The sequence below is a fragment of the Pseudomonas paraeruginosa genome, from assembly GCF_003025345.2.
GTDB lineage: Bacteria > Pseudomonadota > Gammaproteobacteria > Pseudomonadales > Pseudomonadaceae > Pseudomonas > Pseudomonas paraeruginosa.
On sequence record NZ_CP020560.1, the window covers coordinates 2,412,573 to 2,437,205 of the forward strand.

The following is a 24,633-nucleotide window of genomic DNA, read 5'->3' on the forward strand; positions in this document are numbered from 1 at the left end:
ACGCCCCTTTTTTCGGCCGCAAACGGCCGGCTTCGTTTCATTCGCAAGGAGTTCAACGATGAACGCAGTGGTGCTGGCGGTAGGGCTGATGCTCGTCCTCAGCCTTTGCCGTGTGCATGTCGTGCTGGCGCTGATCATCGGCGCGGTGGTCGGCGGACTGTTCGGCGGCCTCGGTCTGGAGGGCACCCTGAAGGCCTTCAACGGCGGCCTCGGCGGGGGCGCCACGGTGGCCCTGTCGTACGCCATGCTCGGCGCCTTCGCCGTGGCCATCGCCCGCTCCGGCGTGGCCCATGCGCTGGCCGACAGGGTCCTGGCGCTGCTCGGCCGGCACGATGCACAGGGCAAGGGCACCGGCGCGTTCAAGTGGATCCTGGTGGTCCTGCTGCTCTGCGTGGCGGTGTCCTCGCAGAACATCCTGCCGATCCACATCGCCTTCATCCCGCTGCTGGTGCCGCCGCTGCTCTATGTCTTGAGCAAGCTGCAGATCGATCGCCGGCTGATCGCCTGCGTCATCACCTTCGGCCTGATCACCCCGTACATGTTCCTGCCGGTAGGGTTCGGCAACATCTTCCTAAACGAGATTCTGCTGGCCAACGTGGCGCGCAACGGCGTCGACATCAGCGGGATCGACGTCACCCACGCCATGTTCATCCCGGCCCTGGGCATGCTCGCCGGACTGCTCGTCGCGGTGCTGTTCAGCTACCGGCGCAAGCGCGCCTACGACCTGCAGAAGATCGAGCGGGCCGAACGCGTCGATGTCGCCTACAACCCGAAGAGCCTGGCGGTGGCCGGGGTCTCCATCGTCGCCGCGTTCGTCGTGCAGCTGTGGCTGGACTCGATGATCATCGGCGCGCTGGTCGGTTTCGTGGTCTTCTCGCTGTCCGGCGTGGTGCGCTGGAAGGAGGCCGACGACCTGTTCACCGAAGGCATGAAGATGATGGCCACCATCGGCTTCATCATGATCGCCGCGGCCGGTTTCGCCGAGGTGATGAAGGCCACCGGCGAGGTGCAGAGCCTGGTCGACGCCTCGGTGGCCTGGATCGGCAACAGCAAGGCGGTCGGCGCCATGCTGATGCTGCTGGTCGGCCTGCTGGTGACCATGGGCATCGGCTCGTCGTTCTCCACCGTGCCGATCATCGCCGCGATCTTCGTCCCGCTGGCCGTGCAGCTGGGCTTCAGCCCGCTGGCCATCGTCAGCATCGTCGGTACCGCCGGCGCCCTGGGCGACGCCGGCTCGCCGGCCTCGGACTCGACCCTCGGGCCGACCTCCGGGCTCAACGTCGACGGCCAGCACAACCACATCTGGGACACCGTGGTGCCGACCTTCCTGCACTACAACCTGCCCTTGCTGGTGTTCGGCTGGGCCGCTGCGATGCTGCTCTGAGTTCCGTTCCAGGCGGTCGCCTGACGGAATGTCGGGCCGGCCGCTTAAGCTTCCGACGGGATTGCCGATGAATCGGGAATCCCGTTTTTTATTGGGCGTCATGCTAGGAGTTGATGATGCGTCTGACCCTGAAATCCAAAGTCCTCCTGCTGGCCATGGTGCCGGTGCTGCTCTTCGCCCTGGTGCTCAGCGGCGGGGCGGTGCTGATCCTGCACAACCAGGCCGATGCCGAAATAAAGGAAACCCGCGAGCGCCTGCTCGGCGACCGCCGCGCCGAACTCGAACACTACGTGCAGATCGCCATGGGCAGCATCCAGGCCGAGTACGACCGTTCGGCCAATGGCGACCTTGACGCCCGCACCGAGGCCATCGCCCGCCTGTCGAAGATCAGGTACGGCAAGGACGGCTACATCTTCGGCTACGACTCCCAGGTGGTGCGCCTGTTTCGCGGCGACAGCCCGGTCGACGTCGGCAAGAGCTTCCGCGACCGCCGCGACCCCAGCGGCGTGTACCTCAACCGCGAGCTGGTGGAGGCGGGTCGCAACGGCAGCCACTACGTGACCTACACCTCGCCGCTGCCGGGCAACGAGAGCGTGATGGTGCCGAAGCTGTCGTACACCCTGTACCTGCCGAAGTGGGACATGGTGATCGGCTCGGCGATCAACCTCGACGGCGTCGAGGCGCAGCTGGGGGAGATCAAGCAGGCCATCGACGAGCGCATCGGCACCCTGATCGCCAGCATCGTCGGCATCGCCGGCGTGCTCCTGGTGGTGTTGCTGGTGGTCGGCCTGACGCTGGCCAACGCGATGCTGCGGCCGCTGCACCAGATCCGCCAGAACCTCGACGACATCGCCGCCGGCGAGGGCGACCTGACCCGTCGCCTGCCGGTGACCAGCCACGACGAGCTGGGCGAACTGGCCGGATCCTTCAACCGCTTCGTCGAGAAGATCCACGGCCTGGTGCGGCAGATCGCCGGGATGACCGGCGACCTCAAGCAACTGGTCGAGCAGATGTCGGCCCAGGCCGAGCGCTCCGAGCAGGCCATGGAGCGCCAGCGCCACGAGACCGACCAGGTCGCCACCGCGATCAACGAGATGTCCGCCGCCGCCCATGAAGTGGCGCAGAGCGCCCAGCGCGCCGCCGAGGCCGCGCAGCAGACCGACCACGAAGGCCAGGCGGCGAAGCGCGTGGTGGACGGCAGCATCGAGCGCATCCATGCGCTGGTCGGCGAGATCCGCGACAGCGGCACTTCGCTGGACAGCCTGCAGCAGGACGTGCAGTCCATCGTCAGTGTGCTCGGGGTGATCCGCTCCATCGCCGAGCAGACCAACCTGCTGGCGCTCAACGCGGCCATCGAGGCGGCCCGCGCCGGCGAGGCCGGGCGCGGTTTCGCGGTGGTCGCCGACGAGGTGCGCGCGCTGGCCAGCCGCACCCAGCAGAGCACCCAGGAGATCCAGGGCATGATCGATCGCCTGCAGCAGGGCACCAACGCCGCGGTCGACGCCATGCGCCGCTCGGGCGAGGCCGGGGAGGGCACCAGCAGCCAGGCCAACCAGGCCGGCGACTCGCTGGACGCCATCGCCCAGCTGATCGCCACCATCAACGCGATGAACGCGCAGATCGCCAGCGCCGCCGAGGAACAGACCGCGGTGGCCGAGGAGATCAACCGCAGCGTGCACCAGATCGCCGGCGCCGTGGACAGCGTCGCCGACGAGGCCCAGCAGGGCGCGCAGACCGCCCGCAACCTGGCGCAGCTGGGCCAGGGCCTGGGCCGGCTGGTCGGGCAGTTCCGCATCTGAGCCTTCCCGCGTGACCGCTGCCGGCAAAAGAGCCAGCCGGCAGTGGTGCGCCACAGAGCCTTCCTGTCATTATTCGGCGAAGCCGACCGGCGCGCGTGAACGATCCGCGCCCGCCGGCTGACTAATGCTTTGCTTCCCACTGCCAGACGGATTGGACATGCTCGACACGAAACTGGAATCCCGGACCTTTCTCCTGTTGCTGGCGGTGGTCACGCTCGCCTTCGGCTGGCTGTTGCTGCCGTTCTACGGCGCGGTGTTCTGGGGCACCATCCTGGCGATCATCTTCGCCCCGGTGCAGCGCCGCCTGCAGGTGCGCCTGAAGGACCGGAAGAACCTCGCGGCGCTGATCACCCTGTCGATCTGCGTACTGATCGTGATCATCCCGGTGATCTTCATCGCCGGCTCGCTGGTGCAGGAAGGCGCGAGCGTCTACCAGCGGGTCAAGTCCGGCGAGCTGAACTTCGCCGCCTACCTGCAGCAGGCGGTGGCCGCCTTGCCGCCCTCGGTGCACCAGTGGCTGGAGCGCTTCGACCTGACCAACCTCGCCAGCCTTCAGGAGAAGCTTTCCTCGGTGGCCATGCAGGCCAGCCAGGTGGTGGCGACCAAGGCGTTCAGCATCGGCCAGAACACCTTCGACTTCGTCATCAGCTTCGGCATCATGCTCTACCTGCTGTTCTTCCTCCTGCGCGACGGTCGTGTGCTCGGCCGGCGGATCAAGCAGGCGGTGCCGCTGAGCCAGGAACACAAGCACCATCTGTTCGCCAAGTTCACCACGGTGATCCGCGCCACGGTGAAGGGCAACATCGCCGTGGCCGCCACCCAGGGCGCCCTCGGCGGCCTGATCTTCTGGCTGCTGGGCATCGAGGGCGCATTGCTCTGGGGCACCCTGATGGCCTTCCTGTCGCTGCTGCCGGCGATCGGCGCGGCGCTGATCTGGGCGCCGGTGGCGGCCTACTTCCTGCTCACCGGGGCGATCTGGCAGGGCGTGGTGCTGATCCTGTTCTGCGTGGTGGTGATCGGCCTGGTGGACAACATCCTGCGCCCGATCCTGGTCGGCAAGGACACCAAGATGCCGGACTACGTGGTGCTGATCTCCACCCTCGGCGGCATGGCCCTGTTCGGCCTCAACGGTTTCGTCATCGGTCCGCTGATCGCCGCGCTGTTCATGGCCAGCTGGGACCTGTTCACCGGGCGCGAGGAGGAACCGCTGGCCTGATCGCGGGCGCGCCGCGCGCCGAAGCAGAAGAAGCCGTGGCTCCAGCCACGGCTTTTTTCGTGGTGCGCTCCCCGCCGGAGGACGTTGCGCAGGCGCTGTCGGCACGGAGGAAGCGCCCGGTTTTATGAAATCCAGAATCCGGTCCGGATCCTGGAATCCCTCCCTCTCGGATGGCCGCAGCGAGCGCTGCGAGGCGTGCCGAAGGCCTCGGGTTTAATTTTTATCTTATTGATAATAAAGGCCTTTTAATGAAGGCCTGAGGGCGCTTGCCTGGTTTGGCACGCGGCCTGCTATCTGGCTCCGAAACACGGCATTTCGCCCATATCGGAGTAGAACCTTGCTATCAGCTTTCCTTCACACCCCCCTGTTCGAATTACTGGCCCGCTTCTGTATCGACATCGTCGCGGCACTCGTGTTGATCTTCGGCATGTATTACCGGCGCCACCAGGACAAGGAACTGGTCACCGCCGCGGCGCTGTTCAACATCTTCGTGTTCGCCGTGCTGACCATCCTCTCCAGCGTCGAGTTCAGCGTCGCCGCCGGCTTCGGCCTGTTCGCCATCCTCGCGCTGTTCACCCTGCGCTCCGAGCCGATCAGCAAGATCGAGATCACCTATTTCTTCGGCAGCGTCGCCATCGCGGTCATCTGCTCGGTGCAGGGCACCACGCTGCCGCTGATCGCGGCGACGGTGCTGCTAGTGCTGCTGGGCGCCTACGTATTCGACCATCCACGGATCCTGCGCTCGGTGGAGAACATCAAGATCACCTTCGACCAGATCAACGTGCATGCGCTCTCCGACCCCGCGGCGATGAACGCCGACATCGCCGAGCGGCTCGGCGTGGAAGTGGTGTCCTACGAGGTCCGCTCCATCGATTACCTCAATGACACGGCCAGCATGCGGGTCTTCTACCGCAAACGTTGAGGACGACCGCCATGAACCTGCATACCGAGCCGCTCGCCTTCGCCCCGCGCCGCGCGGTGTCCCGAGCCGACGAGGCTTGCCCGGCCCGTCCGGACCAGCTGTTCCGCGCCATCGGCCTCGAACGGCTCAATGCCACCGCCTCGATGCTGGTGCGCCGCGACAACAAGTACGTGGTTCGCGAGGAATGCCTGGCGCCGGCCTGGACGGAACTGGCCGAACGCTTCGACATGCTCGAGATCGACGGGACGCGCGACTTCACCTACGACACCTGCTATTTCGACGATCCCGCCCACACCAGCTACTTCGACCACCACCGTGGCCGCCGCCAGCGCTGCAAGATTCGCATGCGTCGCTACGTCGACGCCCGCCTGTGCTTCGCCGAGATCAAGCTCAAGGGCAAGCGCGGGCAGACCGAGAAACGCCGCGTGGCCTGCCCGCTGGAGCAATACGGGAGGCTGGACGAAGGCAGCGAGGCGCAGATCCGCGCGGCCTACCGCGAACTCTACGGTCGCGCGTTCGAGCAGGTGCTGGAGCCCGTCGTGTGGATGCGCTACCGCAGGACGACGCTGGTCGCCAGGGAGGGCGGCGAGCGCATGACCATCGACCGTGGCCTGGTGTTCATGGATGCCTCCGGCACCTGCCGGATAGACGACGACCTGGTCATCGTCGAGACCAAGTCGGGCAACGCCAACGGCATCGCCGACAAGATTCTCCGCGCCCTGCACCAGCATCCCACCAATGGCGCGTCCAAGTACTGCGTCAGCCTGGCCGCGCTGGGGAGGGTCGGCAAGTACAACAAGCTGTTGCCCGCGCTGCGCAAGCTCGACGCGCTTCCCGTCCGCGCCGCGTGGCCGTGAGCCACGAACCGCATCCTGCCTCCTGCCAGGCTGTCCACCCACGCAAGGAAAACCCATGCATCGCAAACTACTGCCGACCGCCATCCTGGCCAGTCTCGCACTATTGACGGCCTGCGACCGGGACGCCGATGTCGCCAGGACATCTTCCGCACCGGCGCCATCCAGCGTGCGCTCCGATCCGACGCGCTTCGCCTTCCCCTCCACCGCGAAGGTGGACGGCGTCCTCCTGAGCGAGCTTTCCGGCCTGGCCTGGGACGCGGAGAAGAAACGCCTGTACGCCGTATCCGACACCGGCCACCTGTTCCATTTCCGCCTGCGCCTCGACGGTGACACGCTCGCCGAGCTCGAGCCGATCGCCGCCAGCGCCCTGCTGGATGCGCAAGGCGCTGGCGGCAACGCCGGGGAATTCAATGCGGAAGGCCTGGCGCTGCTCGATGCGGCGAACGGCCGGGCGGCTGGCGAACTCGTCGTCGCGCTGGAAGGCAAACCGTCCAGGCTCGCCCGCTTCAGCGTTGATGGCCGTCTGCTGGGCGAGTTGGAAGTACCGTCGCCAGCCGCCGACCTGAACCTCTATCGCAAGAAGGGCCGCGGCCTGGAGGCGGTGGCGATGCATCCCGCGCACGGCCTCCTGACCGCCCCCGAGTCGCCGCTGCTGGGACAGCCGGACGAGCGCCATGTGGTGTACGCCAGGGGGCGGCACTGGTCCTTCGCGCGGCAGTCGCCCGGCAGCCGGCTCAAGGCGATCGACGTGCTGCCGGATGGCAGCCTGGTCGTTCTCGAGCGCAACAAGGCGGGCTCGAAGGACGCGCTGTCGGCCAGCGTGCGCCGCATCGATCTCGCCGCCTGTGGCGCGGACGGCCTGTGCGCCGCCGAGGTCCTGGCCATCCTTCCCGTCGGGCCGGACAACTTCGAGGGCATGACCCTGCTCGACTCCCGCCACATCCTGCTGGTCAGCGACAACGCCGGCCTGGTCAACCGGGACACGCTCTTCGTGCTGGTGGCCCGGCCATGAGCAGCCAACCACGGATTCCGGCGGAGCGCGGCATGAAGAAGACCCTGTTGCTCGCTTTGCCCATGGCATGCCTGGCGGCGGTGACAGACGCGGGCGCGTTCGAGATCAAGCTCGGCGGCCGCCTGCATCTCGACTACGCGGCGCACCGGGCCGACGTCAAGCCGCTGGACAATGGCTTCCTCGTGCGCCGTGCGAAGCTGGGTGTCGACGGCAGGCTCGTTGACGACTGGTCGTTCGAGCTTTCCTACGATTTTGCCGATCCCTATCAGGTCACCGATGACGGTTCCACCAAGGTGGGCAGGTTCAAGGATGGCTTCGACGACGTCGCGCTTCGCTACGAGGGTTGGAAGCCTGCCGATATAGACATCGGCCAGTTCAAGGTGCCGTTCGGGCTGGAGGAACTGACCAGCTCGAACAACATCGGCTTCATCGAACGGGCATTGCCGACCGCCGCCTTCGCTCCGGCGCGGCGGCTTGGCGCGGGACTCGGCAGGAACCGCGAGCGCTACACCCTGTCGGCCATGGGCTTCGGCTCCTCCATCGATGGCGGCGACCAGGGCCGCGGTGCCGCGGCGCGGGCGACCTTCACCCCGGTTGATGGTGGCGCGGGCGGAACCCTGCTGCACCTGGGCCTCGCCGCGGTGTTCGAACGCCCGAAGGGCGACGTCAAGTTCAATGCGCGGCCGGAATCCAGGGTCGCGGACGTGAAGCTGCTGAACACCGGCACGCTGCGCGATGTCGAGCGTATCGAGCGCGGCGGGCTCGAGGCCGCCTGGCGCTCCGGCCCGCTCTCGCTGCAGGCGGAATGGATGCGCGCCGCGCTGGAGCGCAGCCACGGCAGCCCCGATGCGCACCTGCGGGGCTGGTACGTGATGGGCAGCTGGTTGCTCACCGGTGAGTCTCGCCAGTACAGGAACGGTCGGTTCAGGGGCGTTCCGCTGCAGCGGCCGGGTGGCGCCTGGGAGCTGGTCGCGCGCTACAGCCATCTCGACCTCGACGATGGCAGGCTGCGGGGGGGCGAGGAGAGCAACCTGGCGCTGGGCGTCAACTACTACGCCACCAAGCACCTGCGTATCATGCTCGACTACATCGACGTGCGCAGTGAGCGCCGGGGCAGGAGGGACGACCCGGAGATCCTCGCGCTGCGCACGCAGCTGGCGTTTTAGGGGGGCGCTGGCCCTCGTGGAGACCAATCTTGGCGAGAACCCGAATACTGATCGTCGACGACGAGGACAGCATCCGTTTCGGCATGCGCGAGTTCCTCGAGTCGCGAGGCTACGGCGTGGTCGATGCCGACAGCTGCCAGCGGGCCCGCGAGCTGTTCCAGGCGTCGCCGCCGGATGTCGCGGTCATCGACTATCGCCTGCATGACGGCAGCGCGCTGGACCTGTTGCGCGACTTCCGGCGAGTCGAGCCGGAGGTGCCGGTGATCGTTCTGACAGCCTACGGCTCGATCGACCTCGCCGTGCAGGCGATCAAGGAGGGCGCGGAGCAGTTCCTCACCAAGCCGATCGAGATGCCGGCGCTGCACGCCATCCTCACGCGCCTGCTGGACAACCGCCGGCTGCAGCGCCAGCAGCGGGTCGCCGCGACCCGCGAGAAGCGCGAGCGGATCGACCCGCTGTTCGGCGAGAGTCCCGCCATCCGCAAGCTGGCCGAGCAGGTCGAGAAGCTGATGGGCAGCGACAGCCCGATCCTCATCCTCGGAGAGACCGGCACCGGCAAGAGCCTGCTGGCCAAGTGGCTGCATCGGCACGGTCCGCGCGCCGACGAGCCTTTCGTCGACCTGAATTGCGCGGGCCTGTCGCCGGACTTCCTGGAAACCGAGCTGTTCGGCCACGAGAAGGGCGCCTTCACCGGAGCGAGCGCCAGCAAGCAGGGCATCCTCGAGATCGCCGATGGCGGCACGGTCTTCCTCGACGAGATCGGTGATGTCGATCCGCGCGTGCAGCCCAAGCTGCTCAAGGTGCTGGAGGAAAAGCGCTTTCGCCGCCTGGGCGCGGTACGCGAGCGTGAAGTCGACATCCGGCTGATCGCCGCCACCCACCAGGACCTCGCCGACAAGGTCAAGGCACGGACCTTCCGCAGCGACCTGTACTTCCGGATCAGCAGCATTCCGCTGACCATGCCCGCGCTGCGCGAGCGCCAGGAGGATATCCCCATGCTCGCGCGGATGCTGCTCGAGCGCCTGGCCGGCGATGCCGGCCGCAGCGCGCGGCTCAGCGAGGACGCCGAACAGGCGCTGCGTGGCTACGCCTGGCCGGGCAATATCCGCGAGCTGCGCAATGTGCTCGAACGCGCGGCGTTGCTGTGCGCTGGCGATACCATCAGCCGCCGCGACCTGCGCTTCGAGCCGGTCGCCCTCCAGGATGCGCCGGCCAGCGATACCAGCCTGACGCTGCAACAGGTCGAGCGGCAGCACATCAAGCGGGTGCTGCGCGAAGTGGGCGGCAAGGTCGAGCAGGCCTCGTTGCGCCTCGGCATTCCGCGCAGCACGCTCTACCAGAAGATCAAGATGCACGGGATCGTCGCAGCGCAGAACGAACCCGGCTGAGCCCGCATGCCGGCGCCTGGGCGCCGGCATGCGGAATTCACGGCGCGGCAGGGAGGAGCGCGACATGGTCAAGGCGAGGATCTACGCGGGCATCGCGATCATCGTGGTGTTCGGCGTGGTATCGATGCTCTACGTCTACCGCGGCCTGGAGGAGGTCGTCGGGCACCTGACCAGGCTCGAGCGCATCGGCGCGCCGTTCAGCATCGCCGCCCTCGAGATGGAGAAGAACGTCGGCGAGTACGCGTTCGGGGTATTGCAGTACCTGGCCCGGCCCGATCCGGAGATCCGCGCGGAGACCGTGAACGACAGCGACGACTTTGCCCGCTATCACGCCAGCTACATGCGGTTGAGCAGGAGCGGACGGGAAATCGAACTGGGACGCCACCTCGCCAGCGACTTCGGCAAGCTCACCAGGATCGGCGCCACGCTGATGGATAGGAGGGACCGCCTCGACCGCGTCTTCGCGCGCGTGGCCGGCCAGCTGCAGCGGATCGAGGCGGTCGCCGGCCAGCCCCAGGCCTCGACGCTGCCGGGGCGGGAGCCGGACCGGAGGCGGGCGCTGGCCGCGCTGGCGAACCTGGAGGCGCAGGCGGCGAACACGGCGTCCCGGCTTTCCGCCTTCGCGCACGGGCCGACGCCGCTGGCGACGCGCCAGGTGCTGGAGAGCCTCGACGCGCTCGAGCGGGCCGTCTCGGGTTATCGCCGCTTGCCGTTGGGGATGGCGGCGCGGCGGCGCGGGGACGAGGTCGAGGCGCTGCGCGTTCTGGTCAGGAGTGGCGTCGAGGAATGGCTCGCCGGCGAGGACGCCCTGCATACCCTTGCCAGGGAATTCGCCAGGCTGCAGGAACACATCGACGATGTCTGCGACGAGGAGGTCGAGCCGCTGGCGGCGAAGGGGTTGACGGCTCCGCAGGAAGAGGCGGACCGAATCGCGCTGCGGGTGCTGGACATGCTGCGCTACGCGATTCCCCTCTACCTGCTGGTCGCGCTGGCCGTCGGCGCCTCGCTGGTGCTGGCGATCGTCCGGCCGTTGCGAACGCTGGCGTCGGGAACCCGGGCGATCGGTGCGGGCGACCTCGACTACCGCATCGCCGAGCGGGGCAGGGATGAGTTCGATGACCTCGCCCGGCAGTTCAACCGGATGGTGGCGCGGCTGCAGGAAAGCACGGTGTCCAGGGGACTGCTGGAGGACAGCGAGCGGAGGTTGCGGCTGACGGTCGCCGAGCTGCGCGAGGAGATCGCGGAACGCGAACGCTCCGAGCGCGAACGGGAAAAGCTGCAGGCGGAGCTACGCCGAAGCGAGGCGATGGCGGCCATGGGCAGCCTGGTGGCGGGCGTCGCCCACGAGGTGCGCAATCCGCTGTTCGGCATCTCCTCTACCCTGGATGCGCTGGAGGCGAGCGCCAACGGCGGCAGGGGCGGCGAGCGCCACCGGGAAGTGCTGCGCCGCGAGGTGGGACGGCTGAACAAGTTGATGACGGACCTGCTCGAATACGGCCGTCCACCGGGCGAGGCGTTCGCCAGCGGCCGCCTCGGCCAGGTCATCGCCGAGGCGGCGCGCATCTGCGGCCCGGCCGCCGAAGCGGCGGGCGTGGACATCGTCCAGCGGGTGGACGGTTGCGACGGCGCACTGCCGATGAATCATGGCCGTTTGCTGCAAGTCTTCGTCAACCTGATCGAGAATGCGGTGCAGCACGCGCCGGCCGGCAGCCAGGTGACGGTGGCCGCCAGGATGCTCGCGGACAACGGCCAGCGCTTGGCCGAGTGCCGGGTGGAGGATTCCGGCGCCGGCTTTGCGCCGCAAGACCTGCCGTTCATCTTCGATCCTTTCTTCACCCGGCGACGCAAAGGCACCGGGCTTGGCCTGGCCATCGTCCAGCGCATCGTCGAAGAGCACAAGGGCTCGATCGAGGCTGGCAACGCCGCGCAAGGTGGCGCGGTCATGCGCCTGCGCCTGCCCATCCCGGACTGAGTGCCGGCGCGTTCATGCCGCGCTGGGGTACGGCTTGAGCGCGCAGGTGGCGAGGAAGGTCGGCATGAAGCGGTCGATGACGAAGCGCGGGTGCGGTTGCCAGTCTTCGTAGAAATCCTGCAGCAGCAGGCCGGCGGCGAGCTGGCCGGCGATCTGCTGGGTCAGGCTATGGCCGAACACCAGTGCTTCGCCTTTCTCGCGCTTCGCCGCGAGGGCTTCGGCGGAGAGGCTTTCCAGGTCGGAGTAGGGCAGGCGATGTCGCGGCCGGATCAGGCCCTGCTCTGCCAGTTCCGGCGAGCGGTCCTCGATGAACAGCGCCGGGTTGTAGAAGCTCGCCAGCAGCTTGCCACCCGGCCGCAGCACCCGCGCGCATTCGCGCCAGACCGGCAGGACATCGTCGACGTAGAGATTGGAGATGGGGTTGAAGACCAGGTCGAAGGAGGCATCGGCGAAGGTCGAGAGGTCGCGCATGTCGCCCTGCACGCAGGCCAGTTCGAGGCGGTCGCGGGCGGCGACCTGGCGGTCCTTGTCCAGCTGTCCCGCCGAGGCGTCGAACAGCGTGACCCGTGCGCCGGCGGCGGCGAGGATCGGCGCCTGCTGGCCGCCGGCCGAGGCCAGGCAGAGGATCTCGCGGCCGCGTACGTCGCCCAGCCAGTGAGCGGGTAACGCGCCCGGGGTCAGCTTCACCGCCCAGTCGCCGCGGCGTGCGGCGGCGACCTCCTCGGCGCCGACCGGGCGCGACCATTCGCAGTCACGGGCGGCCTGGGCGTCCCAACTGGCGCTGTTGTGTCGCAGAATGTCGATATCGTGGAAGGTGGGCATGAGGCCTCCGGGTTCATCCATGGAGCGCGGAGCATGCCATGGCAGCGGGGGAGGGGGCGTGGGACGGGCCAAAGAAAAACCCCGCCGAGGCGGGGTTTTTCGTGGAGCGGGCGACTCAGCCGGCGAGGGCCAGGCCGGAATGCTGGAGGATCTCCAGCAGCGGCTGCGGGTAGACGCCGAGGAAGAATGCCAGCAGGGCGATGGCCACCAGCATGATGCCGCCGGCGCGCTGGCCCCAGTTGAACGGCGCGTCGTGCTGGCGGATGCCCGGCTCGACCAGGAACAGGGTGACCATGACCCGCAGGTAGTAGTACAGGCCGATGGCGCTGCCCAGCACCAGGGCGCCGATCAGCCACCACAGGTGCGACTCGACGCCCACCGCGATCACGTAGAACTTGCCGATGAAGCCGGCGGTCAGCGGGATGCCCGCCAGTGACAGCATCATCACGGTCATCACCGCGGTCAGCACCGGCCGGCGCCAGAACAGGCCGCGGTACTCGAACAGCGCATCGGCATCGCGGCCGCTGTACGGGGTGGACATCAGGGTGATCACGCCGAACGCGCCGAGAGAGGTCAGCACATAGGTCGCCAGGTAGACACCGACCGCTTCCACCGCCATGCCCTTGCTGGCGATCAGGGCGACCAGCAGGTAGCCCAGGTGGGCGATCGACGAATAGCCGAGCAGGCGCTTGATGTTGCTCTGGGTCAGCGCCAGCAGGTTGCCGAAGAGGATCGAGGCGACCGCGATCACGCTCAGGGAAATGTTCAGCAACTGGTTGTCGAGGGCTGCCGGGGCGATCTGGAACAGCCGCAGCAATACGGCGAACACCGCGACCTTGCTGGCGGTGGCGAGGAACGCCGAGACCGGCGCCGGGGCGCCTTCGTAGACGTCCGGGGTCCACAGGTGGAAGGGCACCAGCGACAGCTTGAAGCCCAGGCCGACCAGCATCATGCCCACGCCTACACCGACCAGCGGACCGCTCAGCACGTGCTCGGCGACCTTGGCGCCGAGACCGGCGAAGCTCAGGGTGCCGGACTCGGCGTAGAGCAGGGCCATGCCGAACAGCAGGAACGCCGAACCGGCGGCCGACAGCACGGTGTACTTGATGCCGGCCTCCAGCGAACGCTTGTTGAAGAAGGCGTAGGCGACCATCCCGTAGACCGGTACCGAGAGCAGCTCCAGGCCGATGAACAGGCTGGCCAGGTGCTGCGCGCTGACCAGCACCAGGCCGCCGGCGGTGGCCAGCAGCAGGAGCAGGTACAACTCCTCGCGGTTGCCCGGGTAGCTTTCCATGTAGGCATGGGCGAGGGTCACGCAGGCCAGGGCGGAGACCAGCACCAGGGCCATGTAGAAGCAGGCGTAGTTGTCCACCAGCACCAGCGGGGTCACCTCGATCGGGGTGACGCCGAGGACCGGCAGGATCGACAGCAGGGCCAGGTTGAGGCCGATCACCGACAGGGTGGCGGTGAACGAGTGATTGCGTTTCCAGGCTACCGCCAGCATCACCACCACCAGGGTGGCGCTGGTGATCAGCAGTGGCAGGAGCGCGATGAAGTGTTGGATCGTAAAGGTCATTTCGCGACTACCGTCCTGCAAGGGTGGAAAGGGCTGCGCCCAGCCATTGCTGCACGCCGTGCATGCTGGCCGCGGAGATGTCCAGCACCGGCTGCGGGTAGACCCCGAGCAGGACCAGCAGCACCGCCAGGCCGAGCACCATGCTCAGTTCGCGGGTGTCGAGGCCGAGGATCGGTTCGTCGGACTGGCTGGGGCCGAAGTAGGCGCGGTGGATCATGATCAGCGAATAGACCGAGGCGAAGACCAGGCCGAAGGTGGCGATCACGATGATCACCGGGACCACCTTGAAGGCGCCGATCAGGATCAGGAACTCGCCGACGAAGTTGCCGGTGCCGGGCAGGCCCAGCGACGCCGAGGCGAAGAACAGGCTGATCGCCGGCAGGTACGGCATGCGCGACCACAGGCCACCCATCTTGCGCATGTCGCGGGTGTGCAGGCGCTCGTAGAGCTGGCCGCAGAGGATGAACAGCGCCGCGGCGGAGAGGCCGTGGGCGATCATCTGCACCACCACGCCTTGCAGCGCGACCTGGCTGCCGGAGTAGATGCCGATCATCACGAAGCCCATGTGCGAAACGCTGGAGTAGGCCACCAGGCGCTTGATGTCGGTCTGCGCGAAGGACAGCAGGGCGCCGTAGAAGATGCCGATGATGCCGAGCCACATGGCGATCGGCGCGAACTCCGCCGAGGCGTTGGGGAACAGCGGCAGGGCGAAGCGGATCAGGCCGTAGGCGGCGGTCTTCAGGAGGATGCCGGCGAGGTCAACGGAACCGGCGGTCGGCGCCTGGGCGTGGGCGTCCGGCAGCCAGGAATGCACCGGCACCACCGGCATCTTCACCGCGAAGGCGACGAAGAAGCCGAGCATCAGCAGCCATTCCACGTGCGGGCTCAACTGGGTCTTCAGCAGGGTGGCGTAGTCGAAGGTGATCACGCCGGTGGCGTTGAAGTTGACGAACACCAGGCCGAGGATCGCCACCAGCATCACCAGGCCGCTGGCCTGGGTGAAGATGAAGAACTTGGTGGCGGCGTAGATGCGGGTCTTCTTGCCGTCATCGGAGCTGTGTCCCCACAGCGCGATGAGGAAGTACATCGGCACCAGCATCATTTCCCAGAAGAAGAAGAACAGGAACAGGTCGATGGCGAGGAACACGCCGATCACCCCGCCCAGGATCCACAGCAGGTTCAGGTGGAAGAAGCCGATGCGGCGCTGGATCTCGTTCCAGGAACAGAGGACCGAGAGCACGCCGAGCAGACCGGTGAGGGCGACCATCAGCAGCGACAGACCGTCCATCGCCAGGTGCAGGCTGATGCCGAGACGCTCGATCCACAGCACCTTGAACTGCAGGGTCCATTCCGGCTCGCCGCCAGGCGCGGGCGCCAGCTGGAAGTCGCCGGTGGCCCAGATCCACAGGCTCAGGATCAGGACCAGGGTCATCGAAAGCAGCGCGATCCAGCGGGGCAGGGTCTTGCTGCTGTGTTCGGCGATCCAGCAGAGGAAACCGCCGATGAAGGGGATCAGGATTAGCCAGGGCAGAATCATGACAGGCTCAGTCTCTCCGTGAATTCGTTAGGCCAGCAGCAGCGCGCCGAGCAGGATGGCGGCGCCACCCACCAGGGAAGCGGCGTACCAGCGCAGGCGGCCGTTCTCGGTGAGGCTGAGGAGGTTGTGTCCGCCGCGCACGCTGAACGGAACGACGCCCAGGGTACGGTCGATGGGGTCGCGCCCCAGCAGTTGGCAGAGCAGCAGGTAGGGTTTCACGAACAGCTTGTCGTACAGCCAGTCGAAGCCCCAGGCGTGGTACCACCAGGTACCGAAGAAGCGACCCGGGGCGCTCTTCGCCAGGGCGCCGACGAAGCGGCGCTGGCCGAGGAACAGCAGGCCGGCCAGCAGGATGCCGGCGATGGCGATGGCGCCCGAGGCCAGTTCCAGGCTGTGCTTGGCTTCGCCACCGGCGTGGCCGACGCTTTCCGGCAGGACGCCGGCCAGCGGCGGGGTGATCAGGGCGCCGACGAAGGTCGACAGGACGATCAGCACGCTGAGTGGCAGCCAGTGGGAAATCCCGTGGCCGGCGTGGGCTTCGGTCTTCGGCTCGCCGTGGAAGGCGACGAAGATCAGGCGGAAGGTGTAGATCGAGGTCAGGAACGCACCCACCAGGCCGGCGATCAGCAGTTCGCGATGGCCGCTGGCGAAGGCCTCCCAGAGGATCTCGTCCTTGGAGTAGAAGCCCGCGGTGAGGAAGGGCAGGGCGGCCAGCGCCGCGCCGCCGACCACGAAGCTGGCGTAGGCCAGCGGCAGCTTCTTCCACAGCCCGCCCATCTTGAAGATGTTCTGCTCGTGGTGGCAGGCGACGATCACCGCGCCAGAGGCGAGGAACAGCAGGGCCTTGAAGAAGGCGTGGGTCATCAGGTGGAAGATCGCCGCGTCCCAGGCGCCGACGCCGAGGGCGAGGAACATGTAGCCGATCTGGCTCATGGTCGAGTAGGCGAGGATGCGCTTGATATCGGTCTGCACCAGGGCGGCGAAGCCGGCCAGGACCAGGGTCACCGCGCCGACGATGCCGACCAGTTCGAGGATGTCCGGGGCCAGGGTGAACAGGCCGTGGCAACGGGCGATCAGGTAGACGCCCGCGGTGACCATGGTGGCGGCGTGGATCAGCGCGGAGACCGGGGTCGGACCGGCCATCGCGTCGGCCAGCCAGGTCTGCAGCGGCAGCTGGGCGGACTTGCCGACCGCGCCGCCGAGCAGGGCCAGGGTCGCCAGGGTCAGCCAGAGGTTGCCTTCCGGGAACTTCTGCGGCGCCAGCACCAGCAGTTCCTGGATGTTCAGGGTGCCGAACTGCTGGAACAGGATGAACAGGCCGAAGGCCATGAACACGTCGCCGACACGGGTGACGATGAACGCCTTCAGCGCCGCGTTACCGTTGTTGCGATTGCTGTAGTAGAAGCCGATCAGCAGGTAGCTGCACAGGCCCACGCCTTCCCAACCGAAGTAGAGGAACAGCAGGTTGTCGCCCAGTACAAGAAACAGCATGCTGGCGATGAACAGGTTGGTGTAGGCGAAGAAGCGCGAATAGCCGGCTTCGCCACGCATGTACCAGGAGGCGAACAGGTGGATCAGGAAGCCGACGCCGGTAACTACGCCGAGCATGGTTACCGAGAGGCCGTCCAGGTACAGGGTGAAGCTGGTGCTGAAATCGCCGGCGGCCATCCACTGCCATAGCACCAGGCTGTAGGCGCCGCCTTCCGGCGGAGTGCTGTGGAAGCTGAAGATGGCCCAGGCCGCGCTCAGGGCGGAGAGGCCGACCGAGCCGACGCCGACCAGCGCGGAAAGGTTTTCCGACCACCTGCCGCGGGAGAACGACAGCAGCAGGAAGCCGACCAGGGGGAACAGGAAGGTAAGAGGTAGAAGGTTCATCCGCGCATCTCGCTGGCAGCGTCGATATCGAGGGTGTGGAAGCGGCGATACAGTTGCAGCAGGATCGCCAGGCCGATGCTCGCTTCGGCGGCCGCGAGGCTCAGCACCAGGATGAACATCACCTGGCCGTCGGGCTGGCCCCAGCGGCTGCCGGCGACCACGAAGGCGAGGGCGGCGGCGTTCATCATCACTTCCAGGCTCATCAGTACGAACAGGATGTTGCGTCGCACCATCAAGCCGACCAGTCCGAGGGCGAACAGGACGCTGGCGAGGGCCAGGCCGTGTTCCAGTGGTATTGCGTTCATAGCGTTACGTTCCCTTGGGGCGGGCGCAGGGCGCCCGCCGAACCTTTATTGTTTGGCGTCTTGACGACCCAGGTGATAGGCAGCGACCAGGGCCGCGAGCAGCAGCATGGAGGCCAGTTCGACCACCAGCAGGTACGGGCCGTAGAGGCTGATGCCGACCGCCTTGGCGTCTACCGTGGTATGGCCGATGCCGGCACCGCTCGGGGTGCGGGCCAGGACCACCAGCAGCTCCACCAGCAGGACCAGGGCCAGGGCCGAAGGCCCGACCCAGATGCCGGGCGTGAGCCACTTGCGCTCCTGCTCGACCACGGCCGGGCCGAGGTTGAGCATCATCACCACGAAGACGAACAGAACCATGATGGCGCCGGCGTAGACGATGATCTCCAGGGCGCCGGCGAAGGGTGCGCCGAGGCTGAAGAAGGTCATCGAGATGGCCAGCAGGGAAATGATCAGGTAGAGCAGGGCATGCACCGGGTTGCTGTTGGTGATGACCCGCAGCGTGGCCAGGACGGCGACGCCGGCAGCGAAATAGAAAGCGAATTCCACGCGACGTCTCCTTATGGCAGCAGGCTTTTCACGTTGATCGGTTCGGCTTCGTTCTGCGCGGCGCCTTTCGGCTTGCCGGCGATCGCCATCCCCGCAACGCGGTAGTAGTTGTAGTCCGGGTTCTTGCCCGGACCGGAGATCAGCAGGTCGTGCTTCTCGTATACCAGGTCCTGGCGCTTGAACTCGCCCATCTCGAAGTCCGGGGTGAGCTGGATCGCGGTGGTCGGGCAGGCTTCCTCGCACAGGCCGCAGAAGATGCAGCGCGAGAAGTTGATGCGGAAGAACTCCGGATACCAGCGACCGTCCTCGGTCTCGGCCTTCTGCAGCGAGATGCAGCCGACCGGACAGGCCACGGCGCACAGGTTGCAGGCCACGCAGCGTTCCTCGCCGTCGGGGTCGCGGGTCAGGACGATCCGGCCACGGTAGCGCGGCGGCAGGTAGACCGGCTCCTCCGGGTATTGCAGGGTGTCGCGCTTGCGGAAGGCATGGCCGAAGATCATCACCAGGCTGCGAAGCTGGGTGAAGGTGCCATGCACGACGTTGATGATTTCTTTGATCACGGTGGTTCTCCTTACTGGGCCGCGGCCAGCACGAGCGCGCCGGTCACCAGCAGGTTGATCAGGGTCAGCGGCAGGCACACCTTCCAGCTGAACGCCATCACCTGGTCATAGCGCGGACGCGGTAGCGAGGCGCGGATCAGGATGAAGAGCATGATGAAGAAGCCGGTCTTGGCGGCGAAGTAGAAGAACGACAGCCACGGCAGGGTGTCCAGGAACGGACCGTGCCAGCCGCCGAAGAACAGGGTCGCCAGCAGCGCCGAAACCAGCACGATGCCGATGTACTCGCCGACGAAGAACATGCCCCATTTCATCCCGGCGTACTCGATGTGGTAGCCGTCCGCCAGTTCCTGTTCCGCTTCCGGCTGGTCGAACGGGTGACGGTGGGTCACGGCGACGCCGGCGATGATGAAGGTACAGAAACCAAAGAACTGCGGGATGATGAACCAGACGTTGTCGATCTGGTACTGGACGATGTCGCGCATGTTGAACGAGCCGACCTGGGCGACGATGCCCATCAGCGACAGGGCCAGGAACACCTCGTAGGAGATGGTCTGGGCTGAGGCGCGCAGGCTGCCGAGCAGGGCGAACTTGTTGTTGCTCGACCAGCCGGCGAACAGCACCGCGTACACCGTCAGGCCGGCCATGGCGAAGAAGAACAGGATGCCGATGTTCAGGTCCGCCACGCCCCAGGTGGGGGTGATCGGCACGATGGCGAAGGCGACGAGCAGGGCGCCCATCGCGATCACCGGGGCCAGGGTGAAGATCATCTTGTCGGCGAACGGCGGGGTCCAGTCCTCCTTGAAGAACATCTTGATCATGTCCGCGCCGAGCTGGAACGCGCCGAACGGACCGACCCGGTTGGGGCCGTAGCGGTCCTGCCAGAGGCCGAGCAGGCGGCGCTCGACCCAGCTGAGCAGGGCGCCGCAGATGACCACGGCGAGCAGCACCACGATGGCCTTGACCACGGTGAGGATGATGGTGACCAGAGCGGGAGTCAGCCAACTCATTGTGCAGCCTCCTGCAGACCTTCCACGGAGCAGCCGGCGATCGCCGCCGGAATGCCGGCGAAGCCGACCGGCAGGCCGATCAGGCCGGCGCCGAGTTGTTCATCGATGCGCAGCGGCAGGCGCAGGGCCTGGCCCTTGAGCTGGAAGCCGAGGGTCGCGCCGTCGTTGACGCCGAGGCGGTCCGCGTCTTCCTTGGACAGGGCGACGTAGGTTTCCGGGATGCGCTGCTGGATCGGCGCGGCCCGCGAGCTGTTTTCCTCGCTGCCGAACAGGTGGTACAGCGGCACTACCTTCCAGCTGTCGGCCTTGGCGCTGAACGGCACCGGCACGGCCTGGAACCAGTCGAGGCCTTCGCCCTTCGGTTCGATCAGGCGCACGCCGGGGTCGCCGGCGCGCAGGTGGCCGCCGACCTCGTCCTGGAACTTGTTCCAGGCCTGCGGCGAGTTCCAGCCCGGCGACCAGGCGAACGGGATCTGCTGACGGTCTTCCTGGCTGCCGGAGTAGCCTTCCATGGAGAAGGCGAACGCCGAGTCGATGTCCTGCGGGGTGCGCGGCTCGTGCACGCTGATATTGGCGCGCATGGCGGTGCGCCCGCTGTAGCGGTGCGGTTCGCGGGCCAGCTTGAGACCCTTGATGCGGAACGAGGCGGCCGGCGCGGCGTCGCGGATGCCGGCCAGGACCGGCTTGGCCTCGGCCACGGCTTCGGTGACGTGGTCCAGCTGGGTCCAGTCGACGCGCCTGCCCTGCAGGGTGCTGTGGATCGCATGCAGCCAGCGCCAGCCCTCGCGGACCAAGTTCCTGGCGTCGTAGTAGGTCGGGTCGAACACCTGGAAGAAGCGCTGGGCGCGGCCTTCCTGGCTGACCAGGGTGCCGTCGCCTTCGGCGAAGCTGGCCGCCGGCAGCACCAGGTGCGCCTTGGCGGTGGTGGCGGTCTGCTGGTGATCGGCGACGATCACCACCTTGGCCGCCGCCAGGGCTGCGTCGACACGGGCGGCGTCGGTGCGGCGGTAGAGATCGTTCTCCAGCACCACCACGGCGTCGGCCTGTCCGGAGGTCAGTCGCTCGAGCGCGGCTTCCACAGAGTCGCCGCCGAAGAGCGCCAGGCCGAGGCTGTTGGCTTCGCCGACCACCAGGCTGATGGAGCCGTTCTTCTCGCGCTGCCTGAGGGCCTTGGCGATGTTCGCAGCGGCTTCGATCAGTGCCTTGTTGCCCAGCGAGTTGCCGGACACTACCAGCGGACGCTTGGCCGCCAGCAGGGCATCGGCGATGCGCTGGGCGAAGGCCTGGGCCTGCGGGTCGAGGTCGGCCACGGGCGGGGCGCTCGGATCGATGGCATGGGCCACGGCGAAGCCGAGGCGAGCGAGGTCGTCCGGCGCGGCGTGCACGGTTTCCTCGGCGACGTCGTCGAGGCGGGTCGCGCTGACGCTGGCGATGAACAGCGGGTTCTGCGCGTGCTGGGCGATATTCTTCACCGCGGCGTCGAGCCACGGCTGGACCTTCATGTCGGCGGCCATCTCGACGGCCTTGCCCTTCACCGACTGGCGCAGGGCCAGGGCGATGCGGGCGGCGGTCTGGGTCAGGTCCTCGCCGAGGACGAAGATTGCGTCGTGGTCCTCGATGTCGCGGATGCTCGGCACCGGTAGCGGGCCTTCCTGCATGACCTGCAGGATCAGGCGCAGGCGGTCGAGCTCGCCTTCGTTGATGCCGCTGTAGAAGTTGCCTTCGCCAACCAGCTCGCGCAGGGCGAAGTTGCTTTCCAGGCTGGCGCGCGGCGAACCGATGCCGATCACCTTGCGCTCTTTCAGCAGGGCGGCGGCCTGGTCGATGGCGCCGTCCAGGCCCAGCTTCTGCTTGCTCAGCACCAGCAGCGGCTGGCGCGGACGGTCTTCGCGGTTGACGTAGCCGTAGCCGAAGCGACCGCGGTCGCAGAGGAAGTAGTGGTTGACCGAGCCGTTGTAGCGGTTCTCGATCCGGCGGATCTCGCCGTAGCGCTCGCCGGGGCTGATGTTGCAGCCGCTGGAGCAGCCGTGGCAGATGCTCGGGGCGAACTGCATGTCCCACTTGCGGTTATAGCGCTCGGAGTGGGTCTTGTCGGTGAACACGCCGGTGGGGCAGACCTCGGTGAGGTTGCCGGAGAACTCGCTTTCCAGCACGCCGTCCTCGACCCGTCCGAAGTAGACGTTATCGTGGGCGCCGTAGACGCCGAGGTCGGTGCCGCCGGCGTAGTCCTTGTAGTAGCGCACGCAGCGGTAGCAGGCGATGCAGCGGTTCATCTCGTGGGCGATGAACGGGCCGAGCTCCTGGTTCTGGTGGGTGCGCTTGGTGAAGCGGTACCGGCGCTCGTTGTGGCCGGTCATCACCGTCATGTCCTGCAGATGGCAGTGACCGCCTTCCTCGCACACCGGGCAGTCGTGCGGGTGGTTGGTCATCAGCCATTCGACGACGCTGGCGCGGAACTGCTTGGCCTCTTCGTCCTCGATGGAGATCCAGGTGTTGTCGGTGGCGGGGGTCATGCAGGACATGACGAGGCGACCACGCTTGTCGTTCTCGTCGGTGTACTGCTTCACCGCGCACTGGCGGCAGGCGCCGACGCTACCGAGCGCCGGGTGCCAGCAGAAGTAGGGAATGTCGAGACCGAGGGACAGACAGGCCTGCAGGAGGTTGTCTGCACCATCGACTTCGAGCGTCTTGCCGTCTACGTGGATAGTGGCCATGGTTCAAGTCTTCGTTGGCCCGTTGTCAGCGGGCGTGGCTAATAGAAACTCACGGTTCCGTCGGGCCTGCGGCGGGGCCGCGGCACGACGACGAAACATCGCCGGACGGCTTGCCGTCCGGCTGCAAAGCATCAGGCGCCGACCGTTGCCGGGCGCGGCGCGGCCGAAGGCTGGCGGGAGATGCCCGCCTCGAATTCGGCACGGAAATACTTGAGGGCGCTGCCCAGCGGCTCGACGGCTCCCGGTGCGTGGGCGCAGAAGGTCTTGCCCGGGCCGAGGAAATTGACCAGTTGCTCGAGGGTCTCGAGGTCGCCGGGCTGGCCTTCGCCGCGCTCCAGGGCGCGCAGCAGCTTCACGCTCCATGGCAGGCCGTCGCGGCAGGGGGTGCACCAGCCGCACGACTCGCGGGCGAAGAACTCTTCCATGTTGCGCAGCAGGGAAACCATGCTGATGCTGTCGTCCACCGCCATGGCCAGGCCGGTACCCATCCGGGTGCCGACCTTGGCGATGCCGCCGGCGAACATCTGCGCATCCAGGTGTTCAGGGAGCAGGAAGCCGGTACCGGCGCCGCCGGGCTGCCAGGCCTTGAGCTGGAAACCGTCGCGCATGCCGCCGGCGTAGTCCTCGAACAGCTCGCGGGCGCTGACGCCGAACGGCAGTTCCCACAGGCCGGGGTTCTTCACTTTGCCGGAGAAGCCCATCAGCTTGGTGCCCATGTCTTCGCTGCCGGGGCGGGCCAGGGTCTTGTACCAGTCCACGCCGTTGCCGACGATGGCCGGCACGTTGCACAGCGTCTCCACGTTGTTCACGCAGGTCGGCTTGCCCCAGACGCCGACGGCGGCGGGGAAGGGCGGCTTGGAACGCGGGTTGGCGCGACGACCTTCCAGCGAGTTGATCAGCGCAGTCTCTTCGCCGCAGATGTAGCGGCCGGCGCCGGTGTGGACGAACAGTTCGAAGTCGAAGCCGCTGCCGAGGATGTTCTTGCCGAGCAGGCCGGCGGCCTTGGCTTCGTCGATGGCGCGGTTGAGGTTGCGCGCCGCGTCGACGTATTCGCCGCGCAGGAAGATGTAGCCGCGGTAGGCCTTCAGCGCGCGCGCGGAAATCAGCATGCCTTCCACCAGCAGGTGCGGCAGCTGCTCCATGAGCATGCGGTCCTTCCAGGTGTTCGGCTCCATCTCGTCCGCGTTGCACAGCAGGTAGCGGATGTTCAGCGACTCGTCCTTGGGCATCAGGCCCCACTTCACGCCAGTGGGGAAGCCCGCGCCGCCACGGCCCTTGAGGCCGGAATCCTTGACGGTCTGGACGATGTCGTCCTGGGCCATCTGGGTCAGCGCCTTGCGTGCCGCGGCATAGCCGTCCTTGCTCTGGTATTCCTCGAGCCAGACGGGCTGGGCGTCTTCGCGCAGGCGCCAGGTCAGCGGATGGGTTTCCGCCGAACGCGCCATGCGGTTGGCCGGACCAATGGAGGTAAGGGTCATACGTAGGCCTCCAGCAGTTTGGCGACCCCGTCGGGACGCACGTCGCCATGGGTGTCGTCGTCGATCATCAGCGCCGGGGCTTTGTCGCAGTTGCCCAGGCAGCAGACCGGGAGCAGGGTGAAGCGACCGTCGGCGGTGGTCTGGCCGAGACCGATGCCGAGTTGCTTCTGGATCTCGCCGACCACGGATTCGTGGCCGCCGATGTAGCAGACCATGCTGTCGCAGACGCGGATGATGTGGCGGCCCACCGGCTGGCGGAATATCTGACTATAGAAGGTGGCGACGCCTTCGACGTCGCTGGCCGGGATCCCCAGCACCTCGCCGATCGCCGGGATGGCGCCGTCCGGCACCCAGCCGCGTTCCTTCTGGACGATCTTCAGGGCTTCGATGGACGCCGCGCGCGGGTCCTCGTAGTGATGCATTTCATGCTCGATGGACGAGCGCTCGGTTTCGCTGAGGACGAAACGGTCGGTCTGAATCAGGTTGCTCTGGCTCAT

Annotated in this window: 20 protein-coding genes; 9 read left to right on the forward strand and 11 right to left on the reverse strand. The window is 67.1% G+C overall.

Annotated features, from left to right (window positions below):
• Window positions 1–58: 58 nt before the first annotated feature.
• The 9 genes from B7D75_RS11715 to B7D75_RS11755 all read left to right on the forward strand — a co-directional run bounded on the left by B7D75_RS11715 (window position 59) and on the right by B7D75_RS11755 (window position 11,716).
• Complete coding sequence (locus tag B7D75_RS11715) at window positions 59–1,384, forward strand: Na+/H+ antiporter family protein (protein WP_012075428.1); 1,326 nt, start codon at window positions 59–61, stop codon at window positions 1,382–1,384.
• Between the two features lie 113 nt (window positions 1,385–1,497).
• Complete coding sequence (locus B7D75_RS11720; RefSeq protein ID WP_107114026.1) at window positions 1,498–3,183, forward strand: methyl-accepting chemotaxis protein; 1,686 nt, start codon at window positions 1,498–1,500, stop codon at window positions 3,181–3,183.
• 157 nt (window positions 3,184–3,340) lie between these two features.
• Window positions 3,341–4,399: an AI-2E family transporter gene (locus B7D75_RS11725; protein WP_012075430.1), complete on the forward strand. Its 1,059-nt coding sequence runs from the start codon at window positions 3,341–3,343 to the stop codon at window positions 4,397–4,399.
• A 337-nt stretch (window positions 4,400–4,736) separates the two neighbouring features.
• Complete coding sequence (locus B7D75_RS11730; protein ID WP_003154306.1) at window positions 4,737–5,321, forward strand: DUF4956 domain-containing protein; 585 nt, start codon at window positions 4,737–4,739, stop codon at window positions 5,319–5,321.
• Between the two features lie 11 nt (window positions 5,322–5,332).
• Window positions 5,333–6,178, forward strand: coding sequence for a polyphosphate polymerase domain-containing protein (locus B7D75_RS11735; RefSeq protein WP_107114027.1), 846 nt, complete (start codon window positions 5,333–5,335; stop codon window positions 6,176–6,178).
• Window positions 6,179–6,233: 55 nt separating this feature from the next.
• Window positions 6,234–7,190 (forward strand): esterase-like activity of phytase family protein, encoded by a 957-nt coding sequence (locus tag B7D75_RS11740; protein WP_107114028.1) that lies wholly within the window; start codon window positions 6,234–6,236, stop codon window positions 7,188–7,190.
• 32 nt (window positions 7,191–7,222) lie between these two features.
• The gene (locus B7D75_RS11745) at window positions 7,223–8,356 is read left to right on the forward strand and encodes an OprO/OprP family phosphate-selective porin (protein WP_053813778.1); all 1,134 of its coding nucleotides are present in this window, start codon (window positions 7,223–7,225) and stop codon (window positions 8,354–8,356) included.
• Window positions 8,357–8,385: 29 nt separating this feature from the next.
• Entirely contained in the window at window positions 8,386–9,744 is a 1,359-nt protein-coding gene (locus tag B7D75_RS11750) for a sigma-54-dependent transcriptional regulator (RefSeq protein WP_012075434.1), read from the forward strand.
• 64 nt (window positions 9,745–9,808) lie between these two features.
• Complete coding sequence (locus B7D75_RS11755; RefSeq protein ID WP_107114029.1) at window positions 9,809–11,716, forward strand: sensor histidine kinase; 1,908 nt, start codon at window positions 9,809–9,811, stop codon at window positions 11,714–11,716.
• 12 nt (window positions 11,717–11,728) lie between these two features.
• Here the strand turns inward: B7D75_RS11755 and B7D75_RS11760 are convergent, their stop codons facing one another.
• The 11 genes from B7D75_RS11760 to nuoE form a co-directional block, all read right to left on the reverse strand.
• Window positions 11,729–12,538, reverse strand: coding sequence for a class I SAM-dependent methyltransferase (locus B7D75_RS11760; RefSeq protein ID WP_034082230.1), 810 nt, complete (start codon window positions 12,536–12,538; stop codon window positions 11,729–11,731).
• 115 nt (window positions 12,539–12,653) lie between these two features.
• A complete protein-coding gene (gene nuoN / locus B7D75_RS11765; RefSeq protein WP_033996686.1) occupies window positions 12,654–14,114 on the reverse strand; it encodes an NADH-quinone oxidoreductase subunit NuoN in 1,461 nt (486 codons plus the stop codon).
• A 7-nt stretch (window positions 14,115–14,121) separates the two neighbouring features.
• Complete coding sequence (gene nuoM / locus B7D75_RS11770) at window positions 14,122–15,651, reverse strand: NADH-quinone oxidoreductase subunit M (protein ID WP_107114030.1); 1,530 nt, start codon at window positions 15,649–15,651, stop codon at window positions 14,122–14,124.
• Between the two features lie 27 nt (window positions 15,652–15,678).
• Complete coding sequence (nuoL, locus tag B7D75_RS11775) at window positions 15,679–17,526, reverse strand: NADH-quinone oxidoreductase subunit L (RefSeq protein ID WP_034082225.1); 1,848 nt, start codon at window positions 17,524–17,526, stop codon at window positions 15,679–15,681.
• Window positions 17,523–17,831, reverse strand: coding sequence for an NADH-quinone oxidoreductase subunit NuoK (nuoK, locus tag B7D75_RS11780; protein WP_003090475.1), 309 nt, complete (start codon window positions 17,829–17,831; stop codon window positions 17,523–17,525). The genes nuoL and nuoK overlap by 4 nt, the downstream gene beginning before the upstream one ends.
• Before the next feature lie 45 nt (window positions 17,832–17,876).
• Window positions 17,877–18,377 carry an NADH-quinone oxidoreductase subunit J gene (gene nuoJ, locus B7D75_RS11785; RefSeq protein WP_003090473.1) on the reverse strand — a complete coding sequence of 167 codons (501 nt, stop codon included), beginning with the start codon at window positions 18,375–18,377 and terminating at the stop codon, window positions 17,877–17,879.
• Window positions 18,378–18,388: 11 nt separating this feature from the next.
• Entirely contained in the window at window positions 18,389–18,937 is a 549-nt protein-coding gene (nuoI, locus tag B7D75_RS11790; RefSeq protein WP_003090467.1) for an NADH-quinone oxidoreductase subunit NuoI, read from the reverse strand.
• Window positions 18,938–18,948: 11 nt separating this feature from the next.
• Window positions 18,949–19,944 carry an NADH-quinone oxidoreductase subunit NuoH gene (gene nuoH, locus B7D75_RS11795; RefSeq protein ID WP_003152492.1) on the reverse strand — a complete coding sequence of 332 codons (996 nt, stop codon included), beginning with the start codon at window positions 19,942–19,944 and terminating at the stop codon, window positions 18,949–18,951.
• Window positions 19,941–22,658: an NADH-quinone oxidoreductase subunit NuoG gene (nuoG, locus tag B7D75_RS11800; RefSeq protein ID WP_053817065.1), complete on the reverse strand. Its 2,718-nt coding sequence runs from the start codon at window positions 22,656–22,658 to the stop codon at window positions 19,941–19,943. The genes nuoH and nuoG overlap by 4 nt, the downstream gene beginning before the upstream one ends.
• Window positions 22,659–22,789: 131 nt before the next feature.
• The gene (gene nuoF, locus B7D75_RS11805; protein WP_003152494.1) at window positions 22,790–24,136 is read right to left on the reverse strand and encodes an NADH-quinone oxidoreductase subunit NuoF; all 1,347 of its coding nucleotides are present in this window, start codon (window positions 24,134–24,136) and stop codon (window positions 22,790–22,792) included.
• A complete protein-coding gene (gene nuoE, locus B7D75_RS11810) occupies window positions 24,133–24,633 on the reverse strand; it encodes an NADH-quinone oxidoreductase subunit NuoE (RefSeq protein ID WP_012075441.1) in 501 nt (166 codons plus the stop codon). Before nuoE ends, nuoF begins: the two co-directional genes overlap by 4 nt.

Excerpts from the sequence above, each read along its gene's own strand:
- B7D75_RS11715 (WP_012075428.1), top strand. The coding sequence starts at position 59 with ATGAACGCAGTGGTGCTGGCGGTAGGGCTGATGCTCGTCCTCAGCCTT.
- B7D75_RS11720 (WP_107114026.1), top strand. The coding sequence starts at position 1,498 with ATGATGCGTCTGACCCTGAAATCCAAAGTCCTCCTGCTGGCCATGGTG.
- B7D75_RS11725 (WP_012075430.1), top strand. The coding sequence starts at position 3,341 with ATGCTCGACACGAAACTGGAATCCCGGACCTTTCTCCTGTTGCTGGCG.
- B7D75_RS11735 (WP_107114027.1), top strand. The coding sequence starts at position 5,333 with ATGAACCTGCATACCGAGCCGCTCGCCTTCGCCCCGCGCCGCGCGGTG.
- B7D75_RS11740 (WP_107114028.1), top strand. The coding sequence starts at position 6,234 with ATGCATCGCAAACTACTGCCGACCGCCATCCTGGCCAGTCTCGCACTA.
- B7D75_RS11745 (WP_053813778.1), top strand. The coding sequence starts at position 7,223 with ATGAAGAAGACCCTGTTGCTCGCTTTGCCCATGGCATGCCTGGCGGCG.
- B7D75_RS11755 (WP_107114029.1), top strand. The coding sequence starts at position 9,809 with ATGGTCAAGGCGAGGATCTACGCGGGCATCGCGATCATCGTGGTGTTC.
- B7D75_RS11760 (WP_034082230.1), bottom strand. The coding sequence starts at position 12,538 with ATGCCCACCTTCCACGATATCGACATTCTGCGACACAACAGCGCCAGT.
- nuoN (WP_033996686.1), bottom strand. The coding sequence starts at position 14,114 with ATGACCTTTACGATCCAACACTTCATCGCGCTCCTGCCACTGCTGATC.
- nuoM (WP_107114030.1), bottom strand. The coding sequence starts at position 15,651 with ATGATTCTGCCCTGGCTAATCCTGATCCCCTTCATCGGCGGTTTCCTC.
- nuoL (WP_034082225.1), bottom strand. The coding sequence starts at position 17,526 with ATGAACCTTCTACCTCTTACCTTCCTGTTCCCCCTGGTCGGCTTCCTG.
- nuoK (WP_003090475.1), bottom strand. The coding sequence starts at position 17,831 with ATGAACGCAATACCACTGGAACACGGCCTGGCCCTCGCCAGCGTCCTG.
- nuoH (WP_003152492.1), bottom strand. The coding sequence starts at position 19,944 with ATGAGTTGGCTGACTCCCGCTCTGGTCACCATCATCCTCACCGTGGTC.
- nuoG (WP_053817065.1), bottom strand. The coding sequence starts at position 22,658 with ATGGCCACTATCCACGTAGACGGCAAGACGCTCGAAGTCGATGGTGCA.
- nuoF (WP_003152494.1), bottom strand. The coding sequence starts at position 24,136 with ATGACCCTTACCTCCATTGGTCCGGCCAACCGCATGGCGCGTTCGGCG.
- nuoE (WP_012075441.1), bottom strand. The coding sequence starts at position 24,633 with ATGAGCCAGAGCAACCTGATTCAGACCGACCGTTTCGTCCTCAGCGAA.